The following is a 14,632-nucleotide window of genomic DNA, read 5'->3' on the forward strand; positions in this document are numbered from 1 at the left end:
AATCCGGAACCTCACCGGATTGCCAGCTCCACGTCCTGAACCCGCTTTTCTCCCACTCGCTCTGCTCGGATTGAACGGCTTTGTCAGCCATTCAATCGGAATCCGTCTCATCCGAGGTGACCATGACTGACCTGCTCGACCTTCTGCGTTCCCCCTGGCCCTGGTGGCTGTCCGGACCCCTGATTGGCCTGACCGTCCCCCTTCTGCTGTGGATCGGCAACAGGGGCTTCGGCGTCTCCGCCAACCTGCGCCACGCCTGCGCCGTCCTGCTCCCCGACGCCGCCAAACCCAGCTTCTTCCGCTACGACTGGCGCGCCGAGCGGTGGAACCTGACCTTCGCCGCTGGACTGATCCTGGGCGGCACGCTGGCCGGACTGCTGCTCGCCAGTCCAGAACCCACCCGCCTGAGCGCAGCGGGCGTCGCGTCCGTGAACGCGCTGGGCGTGCAGGTCCGGCCCGGGCTGGTCCCGGCCGAACTGGGCGACCTCTCGAACCCTGGCGTGTGGCTGCTGCTGGGCGTGTCCGGCCTGCTGGTCGGGTTCGGCACGCGCTACGGCGGCGGCTGCACCAGCGGGCACGCCATCACCGGCCTGAGCACCCTGCAGGCGCCCAGCCTGATCGCCACCGTCTCCTTCTTCGCCGGGGGGATCCTCAGCGCGAACCTGCTGCTCCCCGCGTTTATGGCGGTGATCGCGTGAGCGCCCCCGCCCGCATTCCCGGCGTGCATGAGCAGCCCGCCGTCCGGGCCGCCGCCGGGCTGCTCGTGTACCTGATGATCGGCGTGTACTTCGGGGTGGTGCTGATCCGGTCCGAGGCGGCCAGCTGGTACCGCATTCAGGAGATGTTTCGCTTCCAGTCGTTCCACATGTATGGCCTGATCGGCTCGGCAGTGCTGACCGGGATGCTCACGACGTGGCTGCTGCGGCGCAGTGGCGCCCGCAGCCTGGACGGTCAGACGATCACGGTGACGCCGAAGGAACGCGGCTGGGCGCGCTACGTGCTGGGCGGCGCGACGTTCGGGATCGGGTGGGGCCTGGCGGGCGTGTGCCCCGGGCCGATCTTCACGCTGCTCGGCGCGGGCGTGTGGCCGATGCTGGTCGTGCTGGCCTTCGCCCTGCTGGGCACGTGGCTGTACGGCGCGCTGCGCAGACACCTGCCTCACTGACGTCGGCGGCGGGAACGGACCCGGAGCGCCGCCGGGTCACGGGCTGGACTGGCAGCGGACCTGCTCGGCGTCCGGCGCGATCTTCACCGCGCAGCGCCGCCCGTCCGGCCACACCAGCTCCCCGGTCAGGGTCACCGCCGCGCCGGGCAGCAACCCCGTCCCGAAGCTGTTCAGGTCCACCTGCTCCCCACCCTCCAGGAACAGGGTCGCGCCGGTCGCGTCCTCCCCGGACGCCGTCTGGAAATCCACGAAGCGCTGCCGCGTGAAATTCCCCGTCCAGTCCACCAGCAGCGCCCGGTCCGCCGTGCCCCCCACGATCAGGACGGCCTGCTTCACCCCGACCTCCAGGGGCAGCCGGGCCACGTCCACGCTGATCGCCACCGCCTGACCGGCCGGAGAGGAGAACACCAGGTCACCCCGCCCGTCCGTGCGGCCCCTGAACTGCCCGCCCGCGTACACCGCGAGGTTCGGCACGCCCGTACGCAGCAGGACGTACGTGTCGGTGCCCGGCGCGGCGCTGGCGTACACCCGGCCCGCCGCGACCACCACGCTGCCCTGCGCGCCCGCGCCCAGCTGACCGTCGGTGCTGCCACTGACCGTCACGTTCACCGGGCCGTCCGACTGCGTGTACGACCCGGACACCGCGCCGCCCGCGTACGCCACGCTGGCCCGGCGGCCCGGCGCGAACACGTACGACCCGCTCACGCTGCGCTCCCCGGTGGTGGACACCGCCCCGGCCACGCTCAGGCGACTGTCGGGCGTGAAGCCCACGTTCAGCCGCGCCTGACGCACGTTCGGACCGGCCGCGCCGCTCAGGGTGGCGGTCAGCTGCGGCGTCAGGCGACCCGTGACGGACGCGCGGCCCGACCAGCCCTGCACGCCGTCCACGCCAGCACCCAGCGACGCCGATCCGCCGGTGAACGCGTAGCCCAGCGTGGCCTCGGCCGCGCCGGACGCCCAGCGGTTCAGCGGCACCTGCGCGGCAAGTCCCAGTGACCACGGCCCGCGCGCCACGCGGTAGTTCGCCAGGCCCACCCACGGGTCCGTCGCGGCCTGCGCGTACTGCACGCCGCCACTCAGCACGTACTCGCCGCGCACGCCGGACGTGACCAGCAGCGCCCGCACGCGCGAATTCCCGCTCTGCACGCTGGCGTCCGCATCCAGCGTCACGGACGGCGTCACGCCGAACGCGACCCGGCCACCCGCGTACGGCGCGCCGTCCAGCTGCCCGACCTCCGCCGCCGCCCGCACCGCACCGGGCGGCAGCAGCGCCGCCGGGAACTCGTACTCGACCGTCACCTCGCGCGAACCGGCGGCGTCCTTCACCACGGCCCGCACCGATCCCCGCGCGCCCAGCAGCGGGATGTCCGTGAACCGCTGCCGTCCCGCGCCCAGCGTCCACGCGCCCAGCAGCTGCGCGTCACTGAACAGCTGAACCTCCGCCGGAAGCGGCAGGTCCACGCTCAACGCCGGGAGGTACCGCACCCCACCCCCGACCGTCTCCGCCTGCACGCCCCGGAACGCGCCGCCGCGCCCCCCGGTGAGTGCAGGCGCGTTCCACACCCCCTGCACGTACGTGTCCCGCGTCGGCTGGTACCGCACGCTGCCGCCCACCTGCACGTCCCGGTCCCGCGCGGCACTCACGTCCAGGCGCGCACTCAGCGGCCCGCGCGACCCGGTCAGCCCGACCACGCCGCCCGCCGCGACCCGCCCGTCCGGCGCGCGCGACACGGTCAGGTCATACGCGACCGCCCCGACCGGCAGACCCACCCCCACGCCGACCACCTCCGGCCGCGTCACCGCCTGCGACCGGCGCGGCAGCAGCTCCAGGTTCGGCGTGACCGTCAACACCTGCGCCTCCAGATCCAGGTTCACGCTCAGGTCAGCGCGCAGCAACGCCAGCTCCCCTTCCGGGCAGGTCACGCGCTCCTGCACGTACCCGTCCTCGCCGTCGCGCAGCGCGGCCGGGTCCAGCCACACCCGCCCGTCCGGCGTCTGCCGCAGCAGCGTCACGCCGCGACTCGCGCCGCCCACCTGCACGTCCACCAGCGACTCCGGCGCGGCGCACGCGGCCTCCTGCGCCGCCGCCACGCCGGTCAGCAGCGCCCCCAGCAGCACCCACCACGCCGCGCGGGTCACCCGGGTCACGTCAGGGGACATTCACGTTCACGCGCGTGACCTTCTGATCCGCATCCTGCCCGGTCAGCACCAGGGACGGCACGCCCGAGAGTTCCGCCGGGAGCGGCACCACCATCGTCGAGCCCGGCAGTACGTACTGATTCCCCAGATCCGCGCGGCGCTCCCCGGCCGTCACCTGCATCTGCCGCAACACCGCGTACCCCGAACCCGCATTCCGGAACACCAGCTGCACCCGGCCGTCCAGGCGCTGCGCCGTCACGCTCAGCGCCGGACGCGCCTCCAGCTTCTCCACGAACACCGGCAGGCTGAACACGTACCGCGGCGTCACGCTCGACCGGCCCTCGGGCGCCGCCTCGGGCTGCAGTTCCTGACGCAGCACCAGGCGGTACGTCACGGACGGCACTTTCGGCGTGCTCCGCAACGCGATCCGCACCACCTGCGACTTCCCGGGCGCCACCTTGAACCGCATGGGACTGACCAGCGCGTCCCGCGCGGGAGTCAGCACCTCCTTGCCGTCCTTCTGCGTCCACAGCATGACCTCCGCCGTGAACTCCACCGGTTTCTCCTCGGCGTTCGTGACCGTCGTGAACGTCGAGAGCGACTCGGCAGGATTTACCGCCATCGTCACCGGACTGAGCACGAACCCCGCCGCTGCGGCCCCCCCGACCCCAACCAGGGCCGCCACGACCACCAGCACCGCCAACACCTGTTTCCTCATGAGCGAAAACTCCCTTCCCTTGCCCGGACCGGGCCAAATGAATCGTCTCTTGTTTCAGAACGTGAACGTCAGGGTCAACGTGTCGCTGTACGCCCCACTGACCACGTTCCACTGACCCGCCGGGACCGTCACGCCGAACGTCACGCCGCTCAGGTTCCCCTGCACGGACAACCGGTCCGCGCCGGACACCGTGTACCGCAGTCTCGCCGCGCCGCGCCGCATGAACCCCGTGAACACCCCCGACGCGGACAGGCTGCCGTCCACGCTGGACAGCGTCACCCGCGCCCCATTGCAGTTGCCGGTCGTCTTGACCCCTACCGACCCCAGCAGCGGCGACACGATCGGGTACGGCCCGAGCGCCGTCCCTTCTGCACTGGCCACTCTGCACGTCGAACCCGACGACTGCGCCGCCCCCCCACCGGCCAGCAGCGCAGCCCCCAGCAGCACCGCGCGCCGGGCGCCGCGCCCGTCAGGCCGCGCCGGAACGCGGGCGACCTGACCAGAAACGCAACGTGAATGCATCTCGACTCAGAACTCCACGGAGAAGACCACCGAACCGGCATACTGCCCGGACGGCGCGTTGAACTGGGGCGTGCTGGGCCAGCCAGCGCGGACTTTCGTCGGGTACACCTGAGCACCGTTGAATGGCGACGCATTGTCGTTCATCACAGACGTCGAGAGGTGCACCATCCAGACGCGACTGTCGAGCGTTCCCCCAGCACTGCGGGTCAAGGTGGTGGTCAGTGCCGTACCGTAATTCAGGGCGACCGCACTCCCGTTGATTTTCCGGGTGGGCGCTGACGAGCCCCGGTTGCAGTACACGTCGATGGTCACTTCACCGACGAAGTTCGTGCCGTACGACACCGTCGCGTCGTAGTCACCCATGTTGATCTTTGGGTTCTGGTTGGCCGTGGCGATGACGCAGGCGCGGTTGACCTGCGCGCCGACCTGCACCGTCTGGGGAGTTCCGGCGGCCTGGGCGGGCAGCAGGAGCAGCGGGAAGAGCACACTGTATCTACGCATGTCAGTTCCTCATGAGGCGGATGGCATGGCCCCTGAACTGCTGTGCTGACAGCCCGCACCGCCGCTGGGCGGATGCGGGCCATCAGTTCACTGTGAATTAGAAGGTGACGTTGATGTCCAGGGTGGCGCTGTACGTGTTATTGGCCACTGCCCACTGACCGGTGGCAGCGGCCGCAGTGACGGAGAACGTCGTATCGGTTCCGCCAGCAGCGTTAACGAGGCCGTTATCGCTGCCAATGCTGTAGGTGGCCACCAGACCGTTCGCTCCGAAGTTCAGGGCGCCGGTTTGAGGGGTCAAGGTGGTGTCGAGGGTGGGCACCGTCCCGAGGTTGCATTTGAATTTTGCCGTGGCATTGGTGGCGCTGTTGGCCGCAATGCCGTTGATGGCGTCGTAGGTGAACGAACCGCGAGTCACGCCATCAACCTGGCAGGCGGAGACGACGGTGGCCGTCACCGTCACAGTCTGCATGAGGCTGGCGGCGCTGGCGGTGGTGGTGGTGAGGGCGGCGGCGATGAGCAGGAGTTTCTTCATGGGATCCTTCCTTCGGTCAATGGGGCGCCGCCCAGCTTCTCCCCTGAAGCTGTGACTGGAAGCGGACACCCCGTGGCCTGACCTGTGCCTCGCACTGTATGAGCGGATGCTGAATGCGGTCAAATGCCGTGCTGGACGGCACATTAAAGCTGGCGTTAAATGCTGGGGGCCGGGCGTTAAGGCGACAGGGCCGGGCGTGAATGCGGCGCTCAGGTGAGGCAGTGCCGCGTGGCGGAAATGCTTAGCATGAAAGCCTCTTGGTATCGAACGACGCTCAACTCGCTGCGGTGAATGTGACATTAACGGCGCTTGGCGCGACACGGGTGTGTCGTGACGCGACGGTGGTGCCCATGTCCCGGAAGTCCCTCATGCTGCTCACGTACCTGACGCTGAGCGGGCAGGCGCAGCACCGGGCGGCGGTCGCGCGGCTGCTGTGGCCGCAGGCGCACGGCCTGCAGAACCTGCGGGTGGACCTGACCATGCTGCGCCGTCAGGGGATCGAGGTGGCCCCGCCGAAGGCGCCGTTGCTGCACGCGGTCCTCCCGACCGACCTGGACGTCTGGGAGGCGGATCTGCATGCGCCGCTGGAGGAGTGGCTGGCGCGGGCACACGCGCCGCTGGATGGCCTGGACGACCCGACCCTGCCGGAGTGGACGGCGTGGCTGGCCGGGCAGCGGGAGGCGCTGCTGGGCCGTGTCCGGGCGGCGCTGACGCGGCGGCTGACGCGGGAAAGCCCGGACGCGGCCCGCGCGGCGCTCGTGCTCGCGGCCGCGGCGCGGCTGGGCGTGACCCTGGACGCGCCGCCGCACGGGCTGGGCGCGCCGGGTCCGGTGGCGGCGCTGCCGGACCGCGCCGCGCGGGACCCGCAGGTGCTGATGCAGGTGGGGCGTCCCGGCAGCGGGCGCTTCCCGGCCGTGCGGGCAGCACTGGACGCGGCGGGCTGGACGGCAGTGACGGTGACGGGCACCCCGTCGAGCGCGCACCTGCTGGCGGGACTGGTGTTGCAGGTGCGGTCCCACCTGCCCGCGGCGGCGCAGGCGGACGCGGACAGTCTGCTGCGCGGCGCGAGCGACCCGGAGCAGGACGTGGTGCGCCTGAGTCCGCTGCTGCTGCGCCTAGCGTGTCCGGTGGCGTTCGTGGTGCGGCGCGCCGAGTGCCTGGACGAGGCGGGCGTGCGCCTGCTGGCGTTCCTGCTGGGTACGTCCGCGCCGGTCACGGTGGCCCTGATCACCGCGCCGCACGCGGAGGCGGACCTGCGCCGCCAGCTGGAACGGCTGGGGGCCGGGCCGCGCCTGCTGGTGCAGCGCAGCCTCCCGCCTGCCCCGGACGCCTTCGGGCCGCTGCTGCCGGGCGGGGCGCCCGCCGGGGCGGCGCTGGAGGTCTGGCGGCAGTCGGAGGGCTGGTGGCCGGCCGCGCGGGCCATCGCGAGGCAGGTGGGCGCCTGGAACCGCCGGGTGCGGCTGCCGGCGGACCTGCGGGAGACACTGCTCGCCGAGGTTCACGCGGCGGTCGGGCCGGACCTGGCGGCGCACCTGTCGAGACTGGCGGGCCTGCCGTCACCGTTTGCGCTGGACGCCGCGGCCGCGGCGCTGGGTGAGGCTGGCGTGGGCGGCCTGGACGGGCGGACCCTGGCACGCCGGACGGCGCGGGCGGCCGTGCGCGCCGGTCTGCTGGAGCCCGTGCCGGAGCGCGTCGTGGCGACCTTGCCGGGGTTGCCGGTGACCCGCGCGGCGGACCGCGCGTTGCCGCTGGCGTTCCGCAGTGAACTGCACCGCGCGGCCCTCGCCGGGCAGCTCAGTGCGGCCGAGCGGCTGCACCTGCGGTCACTGCCGGGGGCGTCGGACGTGTGGGCGCGACCGGACGACCAGCCGCACGACCAGCCACGGGGACCGCGCGGCGCGCCGGAGGCCCGGGGTGGACAGGACCGGCCCGCGCTGTCCAGGCCAGCCGACGCCTCGGCCCTGGCGGCGCCGGATGAGACGGGCGCGTCTGACGTGCCGGGCAGCGTGTACCTGGGGGGCGGATACCACCTGCTGCGCGCGGCCGGGCAGATCAGCGTGGTGCGGCTGGGTGACCCGCACGGCCCGGCGCCCACCCTGCACCTGCGCCTGCCGGGCCCTGGCGCGCCGGGCCTGCACCGCTGGTCCCTGAGCGTCCACGTCCGGGCCGACGGCGCGCCGGACGCGGTGACGCTGCTGGCGCCCACGCCCGGCACGCCCGTTCCCGGGCGGTTCCGGTGCCTGCCGGACGCCTGGACGGACCTGAGCGGCCTGAGTGACGGGCCGGGCCTCGAACTGGTGTGCGGCGCGCGCAACCTCACGCTCACGGTGACGGACGTGTCGTACCACCCGGCGCTGGCGCTGTGCGCGGAGGACGAATCCGCCTGATCTCTGCTGCGTGGCTGTTCGCGGGGGGGGAGACCCACCGTCCGCCCCGCGGGTCAGGGGGAGAGGGTGCCAGGGGTGTGCGTGGCGCCGGGCACGTGGGCGGGGTGAACGCGCTGCCCGCCCACCCACACGTCCTGCACCTCCAGCGCGGCGTTCAGGGTCACGAGGTCGGCACGGAGCCCCACGCGCAGTTCGCCGCGGTCGTGCAGGCCCACCGAGCGGGCCGGAGTCAGGCTGGCCATGCGGCTCGCCTGGGGCAGCGGAATTCCGGCGGCGACCGCGCGGCGCAGCGCGGCGTCCATGGTCAGGACGCTGCCGGCCAGCGTTCCGTCGGGCAGCGTCGCGAGCGGGCCGCGGACCGTGACCGGCTGGCCGCCCAGTTCACTCTGCCCGTCGCCCAGACCGGCGGCGCGCATGGCGTCGGTGATCAGCATGACCCGCTCCGGCGCGGCGGCGCAGGCCAGCCGGAAGGCGGTGTCGTGCACGTGAACGCCGTCCAGGATGATTTCCAGGGTGGCCAGCGGGTCGCTCATCAGGGCGCCTGCGGGTCCGGGGGCGCGGCCCTCGACGCCGCCCATCGCGTTGAACAGGTGCGTGGCGGCCGCCTGCCCGCCGCTGGCGTGCACGGCCGCCAGCAGGCCGCTGACGGTGTCCGCGTCGGCGCGGGTGTGGCCCACCCCGACGCGGACGCCCGCACGGGCGAACCGCAGCGCGGCGGCGGTCGCGCCGGGCAGTTCCGGGGCGAGCGTCACGGCGCGCACCACGTCCAGGCGCAGGATCTCGTCCAGCCGGTCGGGCGTGGGGTCCAGCGTGAACGGCGGCTGCGCGCCGAGCCGCTGGGCGCTGATGAACGGCCCTTCCAGGTGCGCGCCGGGCAGGTCCGCGCCGCCCGGCACGCCCTGCCGGCGCAGGTCCGCGACGGCGTGCAGGGCGTCCATGACGCGCCCCCAGGGGTTGGTGATGGTGGTGGGCAGCAGCGTGGTCGTGCCGCAGCGGGCGTGCAGGCGCGCCAGGCGGATCAGGCCCTCGCGGCCGTCCATGGTGTCGCCGCCGCCGCCGCCGTGAACGTGCGTGTCCACGAAGCCGGGCAGGATCAGCCGGTCGGTGGGGGCGGCCGGGTCGGGCGTGACGGCAGTGACGCGCCCACCCTGGACGTGCAGCGCGCCGGGGGTGAGGCCGCCGGGCAGCAGCAGCTGGCCGCGCAGGACGGTGGGCTCGGTGGAAGTCACCCTCCGGTCTTAGCACGTCCGGGCCGGGGTGGGTGGGGGGCTGTGCGGCGCGCAGGCCCGTGCGGTCATACGGATTCCGTTTGTTTCATTGACAGATCGGAACACCACCGATCTGCCAACTCCACGTCCGGAACCCGTTTCTCTCCTGCTCGCTCCGCTCGGGTTGAAAGATGTTGCAAACCTTTCAACCGGAGTCCGTATCAGTCGCGCAGGGTGGCAACGGCCGGGACGGGGGTGGCGGGGCGGTCGCCGAGCAGCCGCACGGGCCAGGTCTGCTCGAAGGCGTCGAAGTCGGCCGGCTCGAGGGCCCGGGCGTACAGCCAGCCCTGGCCCAGGTCGCAGCCGGCCTCGCGCAGCGCCCGTTCCTGTTCGGGGGTCTCGACGCCCTCGGCGAGCAGTTCGATGTCCAGCGCGCGGGCCATCAGGACGCTGGCCATCACGATCGCCAGGCTCTCGCGCGCGGCCTGCGTGTCCTGCCCCAGGTCCCGCACGAACGCCCGGTCGATCTTCAGTTCGTCCACCGGCAGGGAGCGCAGGCTGAACAGTGAGGAGTACCCGGTGCCGAAGTCGTCCATGCTGACGCGCACGCCCAGGTCACGCAGTTCCTGCAGGACCTCGCGCACGCGGGTGGGGTTGTCGATAAGGCCGCTCTCGGTGACTTCCAGCACCAGCCGCTGCGGGCGCAGGCCGCTGTCTGACAGGGCCTGCCGGACGCGGCTACTGAAGGTCGGGTCGCTCAGCTGACGGCTGGAGACGTTCACGCTGACGCTCAGGTGCGGGTTGCTGAAGCGCGTCACTTCATGGCAGGCGGTGCGCAGCACCCACTCGCCCAGGCGGGGCATCAGCCCGGCGAGTTCCGCGACCGGAATGAACTGGTCGGGCGTGACCGGCCCGAGGACCGGGTGCGTCCAGCGCAGCAGCGCCTCGGCGCCGACGAGCTGCCCGGTGGCGAGGTGCACCTGCGGCTGGTAGGCCAACCGGAAGTGCCGGTCGCGCAGGCTTTCACGCAGCGCGCTTTCCATCGTGACGGACGGAATGCGGGCCGGGGGGGCGGGGGCGTACACCTCGCTGAACTGCTGGGCGCGTTTGGCGCCGTACAGCGCGGCGTCGGCCTGTTGCAGCAGCGTCTGCGCGTCGTGCGCGGTGGCAGGGGCGACACTCCAGCCCAGCGAGCCTTCCAGCAGCAGGGGCGTGCCGTTCGCCTCGAAGGGCTCGTCGAACAGGGCGCGCAGGTCCGCGCTGAGCACGCCGATCTGGTTGGGGTGGGCGAGCAGGCCGAACTCGTCGCCGCCCATGCGGGCCACGCCGCGCAGGTCGTGCCGGGCGGCCACGGCCGTGAGGCGCGCGGCGAGTTCCCGCAGCAGCTGGTCGCCGACGGCGTGCCCGAACCCGTCGTTCAGGAACCGGAAGCGGTCGAGATCCAGCAGGCCCAGCGCCAGCGGCTCCCCGGCGGTCAGGTGCGCCCCGGCGCACTCGCTCAGCGCGGCGCGGCTGAGCAGGTCCGTGAGGGGATCGCGGTACGCGAGGCGCTGCAACCGCTCCTGGTTGAGGTGCTGTTCGAGCAGCATCGCGGCGGACGGTTCGAGGTGGCGCAGGGTCGCGGGCAGATCGGCGGTCCAGGCGTGCGGAGTGGTGTGCGTGGCCAGCAGGGAGCCGAGCAGCTGACCGTCGCGGCCGTAGAGGGGCACCTCGATCAGCGCGCGGGCGGCGGGGCTCAGCGCGGCGTGCAGCGGGGACGTGCTGCGCGCCAGGTCCGGGCAGGTCTGCGGCAGGCCCTCCCGGTCCGGGTCGAGCGCCTGCCAGTGCTGCCGGAGGGTCTCGCCGTCCAGGTGCTGCGCGGCGACCGCGACCGCGTCCGGGAGGGCCCCGACCGTCCGCAGGGGCGTCCCGGCGATCATGAGGCCCAGCTGCCAGCCGACGTCGAAGCGGTCCGCACCCTGCAGCAGCAGGCACAGCGTCCCGGACAGCGGCGCGCCGGTCAGGGCGAGGCGGTGGGCGCGGGCGACGCGTTCCTGCTGCAGTTCGCCCTGCCGCTGCGCGGTCACGTCGCGCAGGCTGATGGCCCAGTGCGTGCAGGTGTCGCTCTCCAGGATGCCGCTGACATGAACTTCGAGCCACTGCTGGGCTTCGGGCAGGAACAGCGTGTCGCGGTAGGTGCTCCCGGCGGGCAGACCGGTGAGCTGCGCGAGCATGGCCAGGATGTTCACGGTGTTGCCCTCGGCCATGGGCCACTGCGGCATGGGCAGGTCGGGCAGCTGTTCCAGACCGTGGTGGCGCAGCAGGTCGAGCATGGCGGGGTTGCCGTACACGACCCGCAGGTGCTGATCGCCCGGGCGGGCGTCGAGCACCAGCAGCGGATCGACGGAGGTGTCCACCATGGTGCGCAGCAGGTTCATCTGTTCGGCCTGGCTGCGGTCCTGGGTCTGGTCCTCGCCGAAGCCGATCATCAGGCGTAGCGTGCCGTCCGGGTCACGCACGGGCAGGTAGGGTCCGGCGCAGCGTGAGGGGGCCGCTGGGGGTGGGAAAGGTCTCGGTGAACGAGACGCACTCGCTGCTGGCGCGCGCCTGCGCGAAGTGCTGCTCGCGGACCTCGGCCCGGTCGGTGGGGTGGCCGCGCCGCGTGACGTGCTCGCGGTCGGTCAGGCCGATGATGGTGCGGCGCACGTCCGCGCTCTGGATGGCGGCCGGGTTCACGTACACGTAGCGGCCCTGGTCGTCGAGCACGGCGACGTCCAGCGGCAGCGGATCGAGGATGGTCCGGGCGAGGTCGTGTTCGGCCAGCAGCAGCGTGACGGGGTCCGCCGCGCCGAGTGCAGTGGCGTGGCAGACCACGCTGCCCCGCGGACCGCGCAGCGTGACCTGTGCGGGCAGGGGCGTCCCGGGGGGGTGGTCCAGCAGCCCGTGCGGGGCGCGTTCGCCCGGGGGGAGGGGCAGGCCGAGCAGGTCGGTCAGTCCGGCACTGGCCGCCAGGACGGTGTGGTCCGCGCCGAGCAGCAGGACGCCGATGGGAGCACCGGGGTCCGCGAGGGGGGCCGGTGAGGGTGACATGCTTCAGTGTGCCCCAGGTCATCTCACGGAATTCTTGATTGCCGCTCAGGTGAAGCCTTGTGAGTTTCCACACCACTTCTCAGCTGGGGTTCATGAAGTCTGACCTGACCTGGACGGACGTCCACCCGGCGCGGCTGAAACGTGGGGCACGGGTTCCCCGGGTCTTCATGTCTTCCTGACGGGGCGTGCGATACTGCCCGTATCTGAACCCGGTTCACAATTCACCTGGAGGTGCCCCGAATGACCCTCAGTCCCCCGCTCCCCCCCCGTGACGGCGTGCACTACCGCGCCTGCAACCTCTGCGAGGCGATCTGCGGCCTGCGCATCACCGTGCAGGGCGGCCAGGTGACCGACGTGCGCGGCGATCCCGACGATCCGCTCTCCCGCGGGCACATCTGCCCCAAGGGCGCCGCCCTGCCGGACCTGCACGCCGACCCGGACCGCCTGAAGACCCCCATGCGCCGCGACGGGGACACCTGGCATCCCATGAGCTGGGACGACGCGCTGGACCTCGTCGCCCGGCGCCTGCGCGGCGTGCAGGCCACGCACGGCCCGGACAGCGTCGCGACCTTCCAGGGCAACCCCAGCGTGCACAACAGCGGCACGCTGCTCACCGCCGGGGCGTTCCTGAAGGCCCTGGGCACCCGCAACCGCTACAGCGCCACCAGCACCGACCAGCTGCCCCACCACTACGCCGCCGCCGAGATGTTCGGCCACCCGCTGCTGCTGCCCATTCCCGACGTGGACCGCACGGACTTCCTGCTGATGCTCGGCGCGAACCCGCTGGCCAGCAACGGCAGCATCCTGACCGCGCCCGGCATGCGCGAGCGCCTGCGCGCCATCCGTGACCGCGGCGGCCGCGTCGTGCTGCTCGACCCGCGCCGCACCGAGAGCGCCGCGCACGCCAGCGAGTACCACCCCATCCGCCCCGGCAGCGACGCGCTGTTCCTCATGGCGTTGCTGCACGTGATCCTGAGTGAGGGCCTCGCCCGCCCGGGACGACTGGCCGACGTCACCGACGGCCTGGAGGACCTGCACGACGTCGCCGCCCCCTACACCCCGGAAGCGGTGCAGGCCGCCACCGGCGTCCCGGCCGCCACCACCCGCGAACTGGCCCGCGCGTTCGCCCGCGCGCCGCGCGCCGCCGCGTACGGCCGCATCGGCCTGAGCGTGCAGGCGTTCGGCGGGCTGTGCCAGTGGCTGCTGAACACCCTGAACCTCGTCACCGGCAACCTCGACCATGAGGGCGGCGCGATGGTCCCGCGCCCCGCGTTCGACCTGCTGACCGGCGCCCGGCCCGGCCAGACCCACCACGGCCGCTGGCACTCGCGGGTGCGTGGCCTGCCGGAATTCGACGGCGAGCTGCCCAACGCCGCCCTGGCCGAGGAGATCCTCACGCCCGGCGACGGCCAGATCCGCGCGCTGGTCACCATCGCCGGGAACCCGGTCCTGAGCACCCCCGGCGGGCAGGACCTCGACCGGGCCCTGGCGGACCTGGACTTCATGGTCAGCATCGACCCGTACCTGAACGAGACCACCCGGCACGCCCACGTGATCCTGCCGCCCGCCACGGGACTGGAGGTCGAGCATTACGACGTGATCTTCCATCACTTCGCCGTGCGCGCCACCGCCCGCCTGAACCAGCCCGTCTTCCCGATCAGCGCGGATCAGCGCTTCGATCACCAGATCTTCGCGGGCCTCACCGGGCACCTGAGCGGCAAGGCGCTCGCCACGCCCGCCGAGCGGCTCGACGCGGGGCTGCGTCACGGCCCGCACCGCCTCACGCTGGACGACGTCCGCGCGCACCCGCACGGCCTGGACCTCGGGCCCATGCAGCCGGTCTTCCCGGAGCGGCTCCTGACCGCCAGCGGCCGCATCCAGGCGCTGCCGGACCCCATGCGGCGCGACCTGACGCGCCTGCACGCCGCGCTCGGCGCGCCGGTCGCGCCGCTCATTCTGATCGGGCGGCGGCAGCTGCGCAGCAACAACTCCTGGATGCACAACACGCCCCGCCTGATGCGCGGCCCGGACCGCTGCACCCTGCAACTCAACCCCGCCGACGCACAGGGCCTCACGGACGGCCAGCTCGCGCAGGTCACGTCCCGCGTCGGCACCGTCACCGTGCCCGTCGAGATCACGGCGGACGTCATGCCGGGCGTCGCCAGCCTCCCACACGGCTTCGGGCACGCCCGGCGCGGCGCGCAGCTGCGCGTGGCCCAGGCGCACCCCGGCGTCAGCCTGAACGACCTGACCGATCCGCTGCTGCTCGACGAACTCACCGGGAACGCCGCCCTGAACGGGACGCCCATTCAGGTGCAGCCTGCCCCGCAGGTCGCCGGGGCAGCGCCCACCGCTGGCCGCGCCGCCGACTGATCGGCCTCACCCCGCCCA

General features: G+C 72.7%; 12 protein-coding genes. 4 read left to right on the forward strand and 8 right to left on the reverse strand.

Annotation, left to right across the window (positions count from 1 at the left end):
• The first annotated feature begins 122 nt into the window (after window positions 1-122).
• A complete protein-coding gene (locus DEIGR_RS16475) occupies window positions 123-698 on the forward strand; it encodes a YeeE/YedE family protein (RefSeq protein ID WP_058979368.1) in 576 nt (191 codons plus the stop codon).
• Window positions 695-1,165 (forward strand): YeeE/YedE family protein, encoded by a 471-nt coding sequence (locus DEIGR_RS16480; protein ID WP_058979130.1) that lies wholly within the window; start codon window positions 695-697, stop codon window positions 1,163-1,165. The genes DEIGR_RS16475 and DEIGR_RS16480 overlap by 4 nt, the downstream gene beginning before the upstream one ends.
• A 36-nt stretch (window positions 1,166-1,201) precedes the next feature.
• Here the strand turns inward: DEIGR_RS16480 and DEIGR_RS16485 are convergent, their stop codons facing one another.
• From DEIGR_RS16485 to DEIGR_RS16505, 5 genes are all read right to left on the reverse strand, one after another.
• On the reverse strand, window positions 1,202-3,313 hold the full coding sequence (locus DEIGR_RS16485) for a fimbria/pilus outer membrane usher protein (RefSeq protein WP_153013884.1): 2,112 nt from the start codon (window positions 3,311-3,313) through the stop codon (window positions 1,202-1,204).
• Window position 3,314: 1 nt separating this feature from the next.
• Window positions 3,315-4,022, reverse strand: coding sequence for a fimbrial biogenesis chaperone (locus tag DEIGR_RS16490; RefSeq protein WP_058979134.1), 708 nt, complete (start codon window positions 4,020-4,022; stop codon window positions 3,315-3,317).
• Between the two features lie 54 nt (window positions 4,023-4,076).
• On the reverse strand, window positions 4,077-4,403 hold the full coding sequence (locus tag DEIGR_RS16495; protein WP_153013885.1) for a hypothetical protein: 327 nt from the start codon (window positions 4,401-4,403) through the stop codon (window positions 4,077-4,079).
• Between the two features lie 147 nt (window positions 4,404-4,550).
• On the reverse strand, window positions 4,551-5,045 hold the full coding sequence (locus DEIGR_RS16500; protein ID WP_153013886.1) for a hypothetical protein: 495 nt from the start codon (window positions 5,043-5,045) through the stop codon (window positions 4,551-4,553).
• Between the two features lie 97 nt (window positions 5,046-5,142).
• Window positions 5,143-5,577 (reverse strand): hypothetical protein, encoded by a 435-nt coding sequence (locus tag DEIGR_RS16505; RefSeq protein ID WP_058979140.1) that lies wholly within the window; start codon window positions 5,575-5,577, stop codon window positions 5,143-5,145.
• A gap of 350 nt (window positions 5,578-5,927) precedes the next feature.
• Here DEIGR_RS16505 and DEIGR_RS16510 point away from each other — a divergent pair, with 350 nt between their 5' ends.
• A complete protein-coding gene (locus DEIGR_RS16510; RefSeq protein WP_058979142.1) occupies window positions 5,928-7,964 on the forward strand; it encodes a hypothetical protein in 2,037 nt (678 codons plus the stop codon).
• Window positions 7,965-8,017: 53 nt separating this feature from the next.
• Here the strand turns inward: DEIGR_RS16510 and DEIGR_RS16515 are convergent, their stop codons facing one another.
• The 3 genes from DEIGR_RS16515 to DEIGR_RS16525 all read right to left on the reverse strand — a co-directional run bounded on the left by DEIGR_RS16515 (window position 8,018) and on the right by DEIGR_RS16525 (window position 12,241).
• A complete protein-coding gene (locus DEIGR_RS16515; protein WP_058979143.1) occupies window positions 8,018-9,193 on the reverse strand; it encodes an N-acetylglucosamine-6-phosphate deacetylase in 1,176 nt (391 codons plus the stop codon).
• Window positions 9,194-9,393: 200 nt separating this feature from the next.
• Window positions 9,394-11,670: a sensor domain-containing protein gene (locus DEIGR_RS16520; RefSeq protein ID WP_153013887.1), complete on the reverse strand. Its 2,277-nt coding sequence runs from the start codon at window positions 11,668-11,670 to the stop codon at window positions 9,394-9,396.
• Complete coding sequence (locus tag DEIGR_RS16525; RefSeq protein WP_058979147.1) at window positions 11,663-12,241, reverse strand: PAS domain-containing protein; 579 nt, start codon at window positions 12,239-12,241, stop codon at window positions 11,663-11,665. The genes DEIGR_RS16520 and DEIGR_RS16525 overlap by 8 nt, the downstream gene beginning before the upstream one ends.
• A 240-nt stretch (window positions 12,242-12,481) precedes the next feature.
• On the opposite strand from DEIGR_RS16525, the gene DEIGR_RS16530 reads away from it, so the two are divergent.
• Window positions 12,482-14,614 carry a molybdopterin-dependent oxidoreductase gene (locus tag DEIGR_RS16530; RefSeq protein WP_058979149.1) on the forward strand — a complete coding sequence of 711 codons (2,133 nt, stop codon included), beginning with the start codon at window positions 12,482-12,484 and terminating at the stop codon, window positions 14,612-14,614.
• The last annotated feature ends 18 nt before the right edge of the window (window positions 14,615-14,632 follow it).

The sequence above is a fragment of the Deinococcus grandis genome, assembly GCF_001485435.1.
Classification (GTDB): domain Bacteria; phylum Deinococcota; class Deinococci; order Deinococcales; family Deinococcaceae; genus Deinococcus; species Deinococcus grandis.

What these genes read in the sequence shown, in the direction of transcription:
- DEIGR_RS16475 (WP_058979368.1), top strand. Translation starts at nt 123, where the DNA reads ATGACTGACCTGCTCGACCTTCTGCGTTCCCCCTGGCCCTGGTGGCTG.
- DEIGR_RS16490 (WP_058979134.1), bottom strand. Translation starts at nt 4,022, where the DNA reads ATGAGGAAACAGGTGTTGGCGGTGCTGGTGGTCGTGGCGGCCCTGGTT.
- DEIGR_RS16500 (WP_153013886.1), bottom strand. Translation starts at nt 5,045, where the DNA reads ATGCGTAGATACAGTGTGCTCTTCCCGCTGCTCCTGCTGCCCGCCCAG.
- DEIGR_RS16505 (WP_058979140.1), bottom strand. Translation starts at nt 5,577, where the DNA reads ATGAAGAAACTCCTGCTCATCGCCGCCGCCCTCACCACCACCACCGCC.
- DEIGR_RS16510 (WP_058979142.1), top strand. Translation starts at nt 5,928, where the DNA reads ATGTCCCGGAAGTCCCTCATGCTGCTCACGTACCTGACGCTGAGCGGG.
- DEIGR_RS16525 (WP_058979147.1), bottom strand. Translation starts at nt 12,241, where the DNA reads ATGTCACCCTCACCGGCCCCCCTCGCGGACCCCGGTGCTCCCATCGGC.
- DEIGR_RS16530 (WP_058979149.1), top strand. Translation starts at nt 12,482, where the DNA reads ATGACCCTCAGTCCCCCGCTCCCCCCCCGTGACGGCGTGCACTACCGC.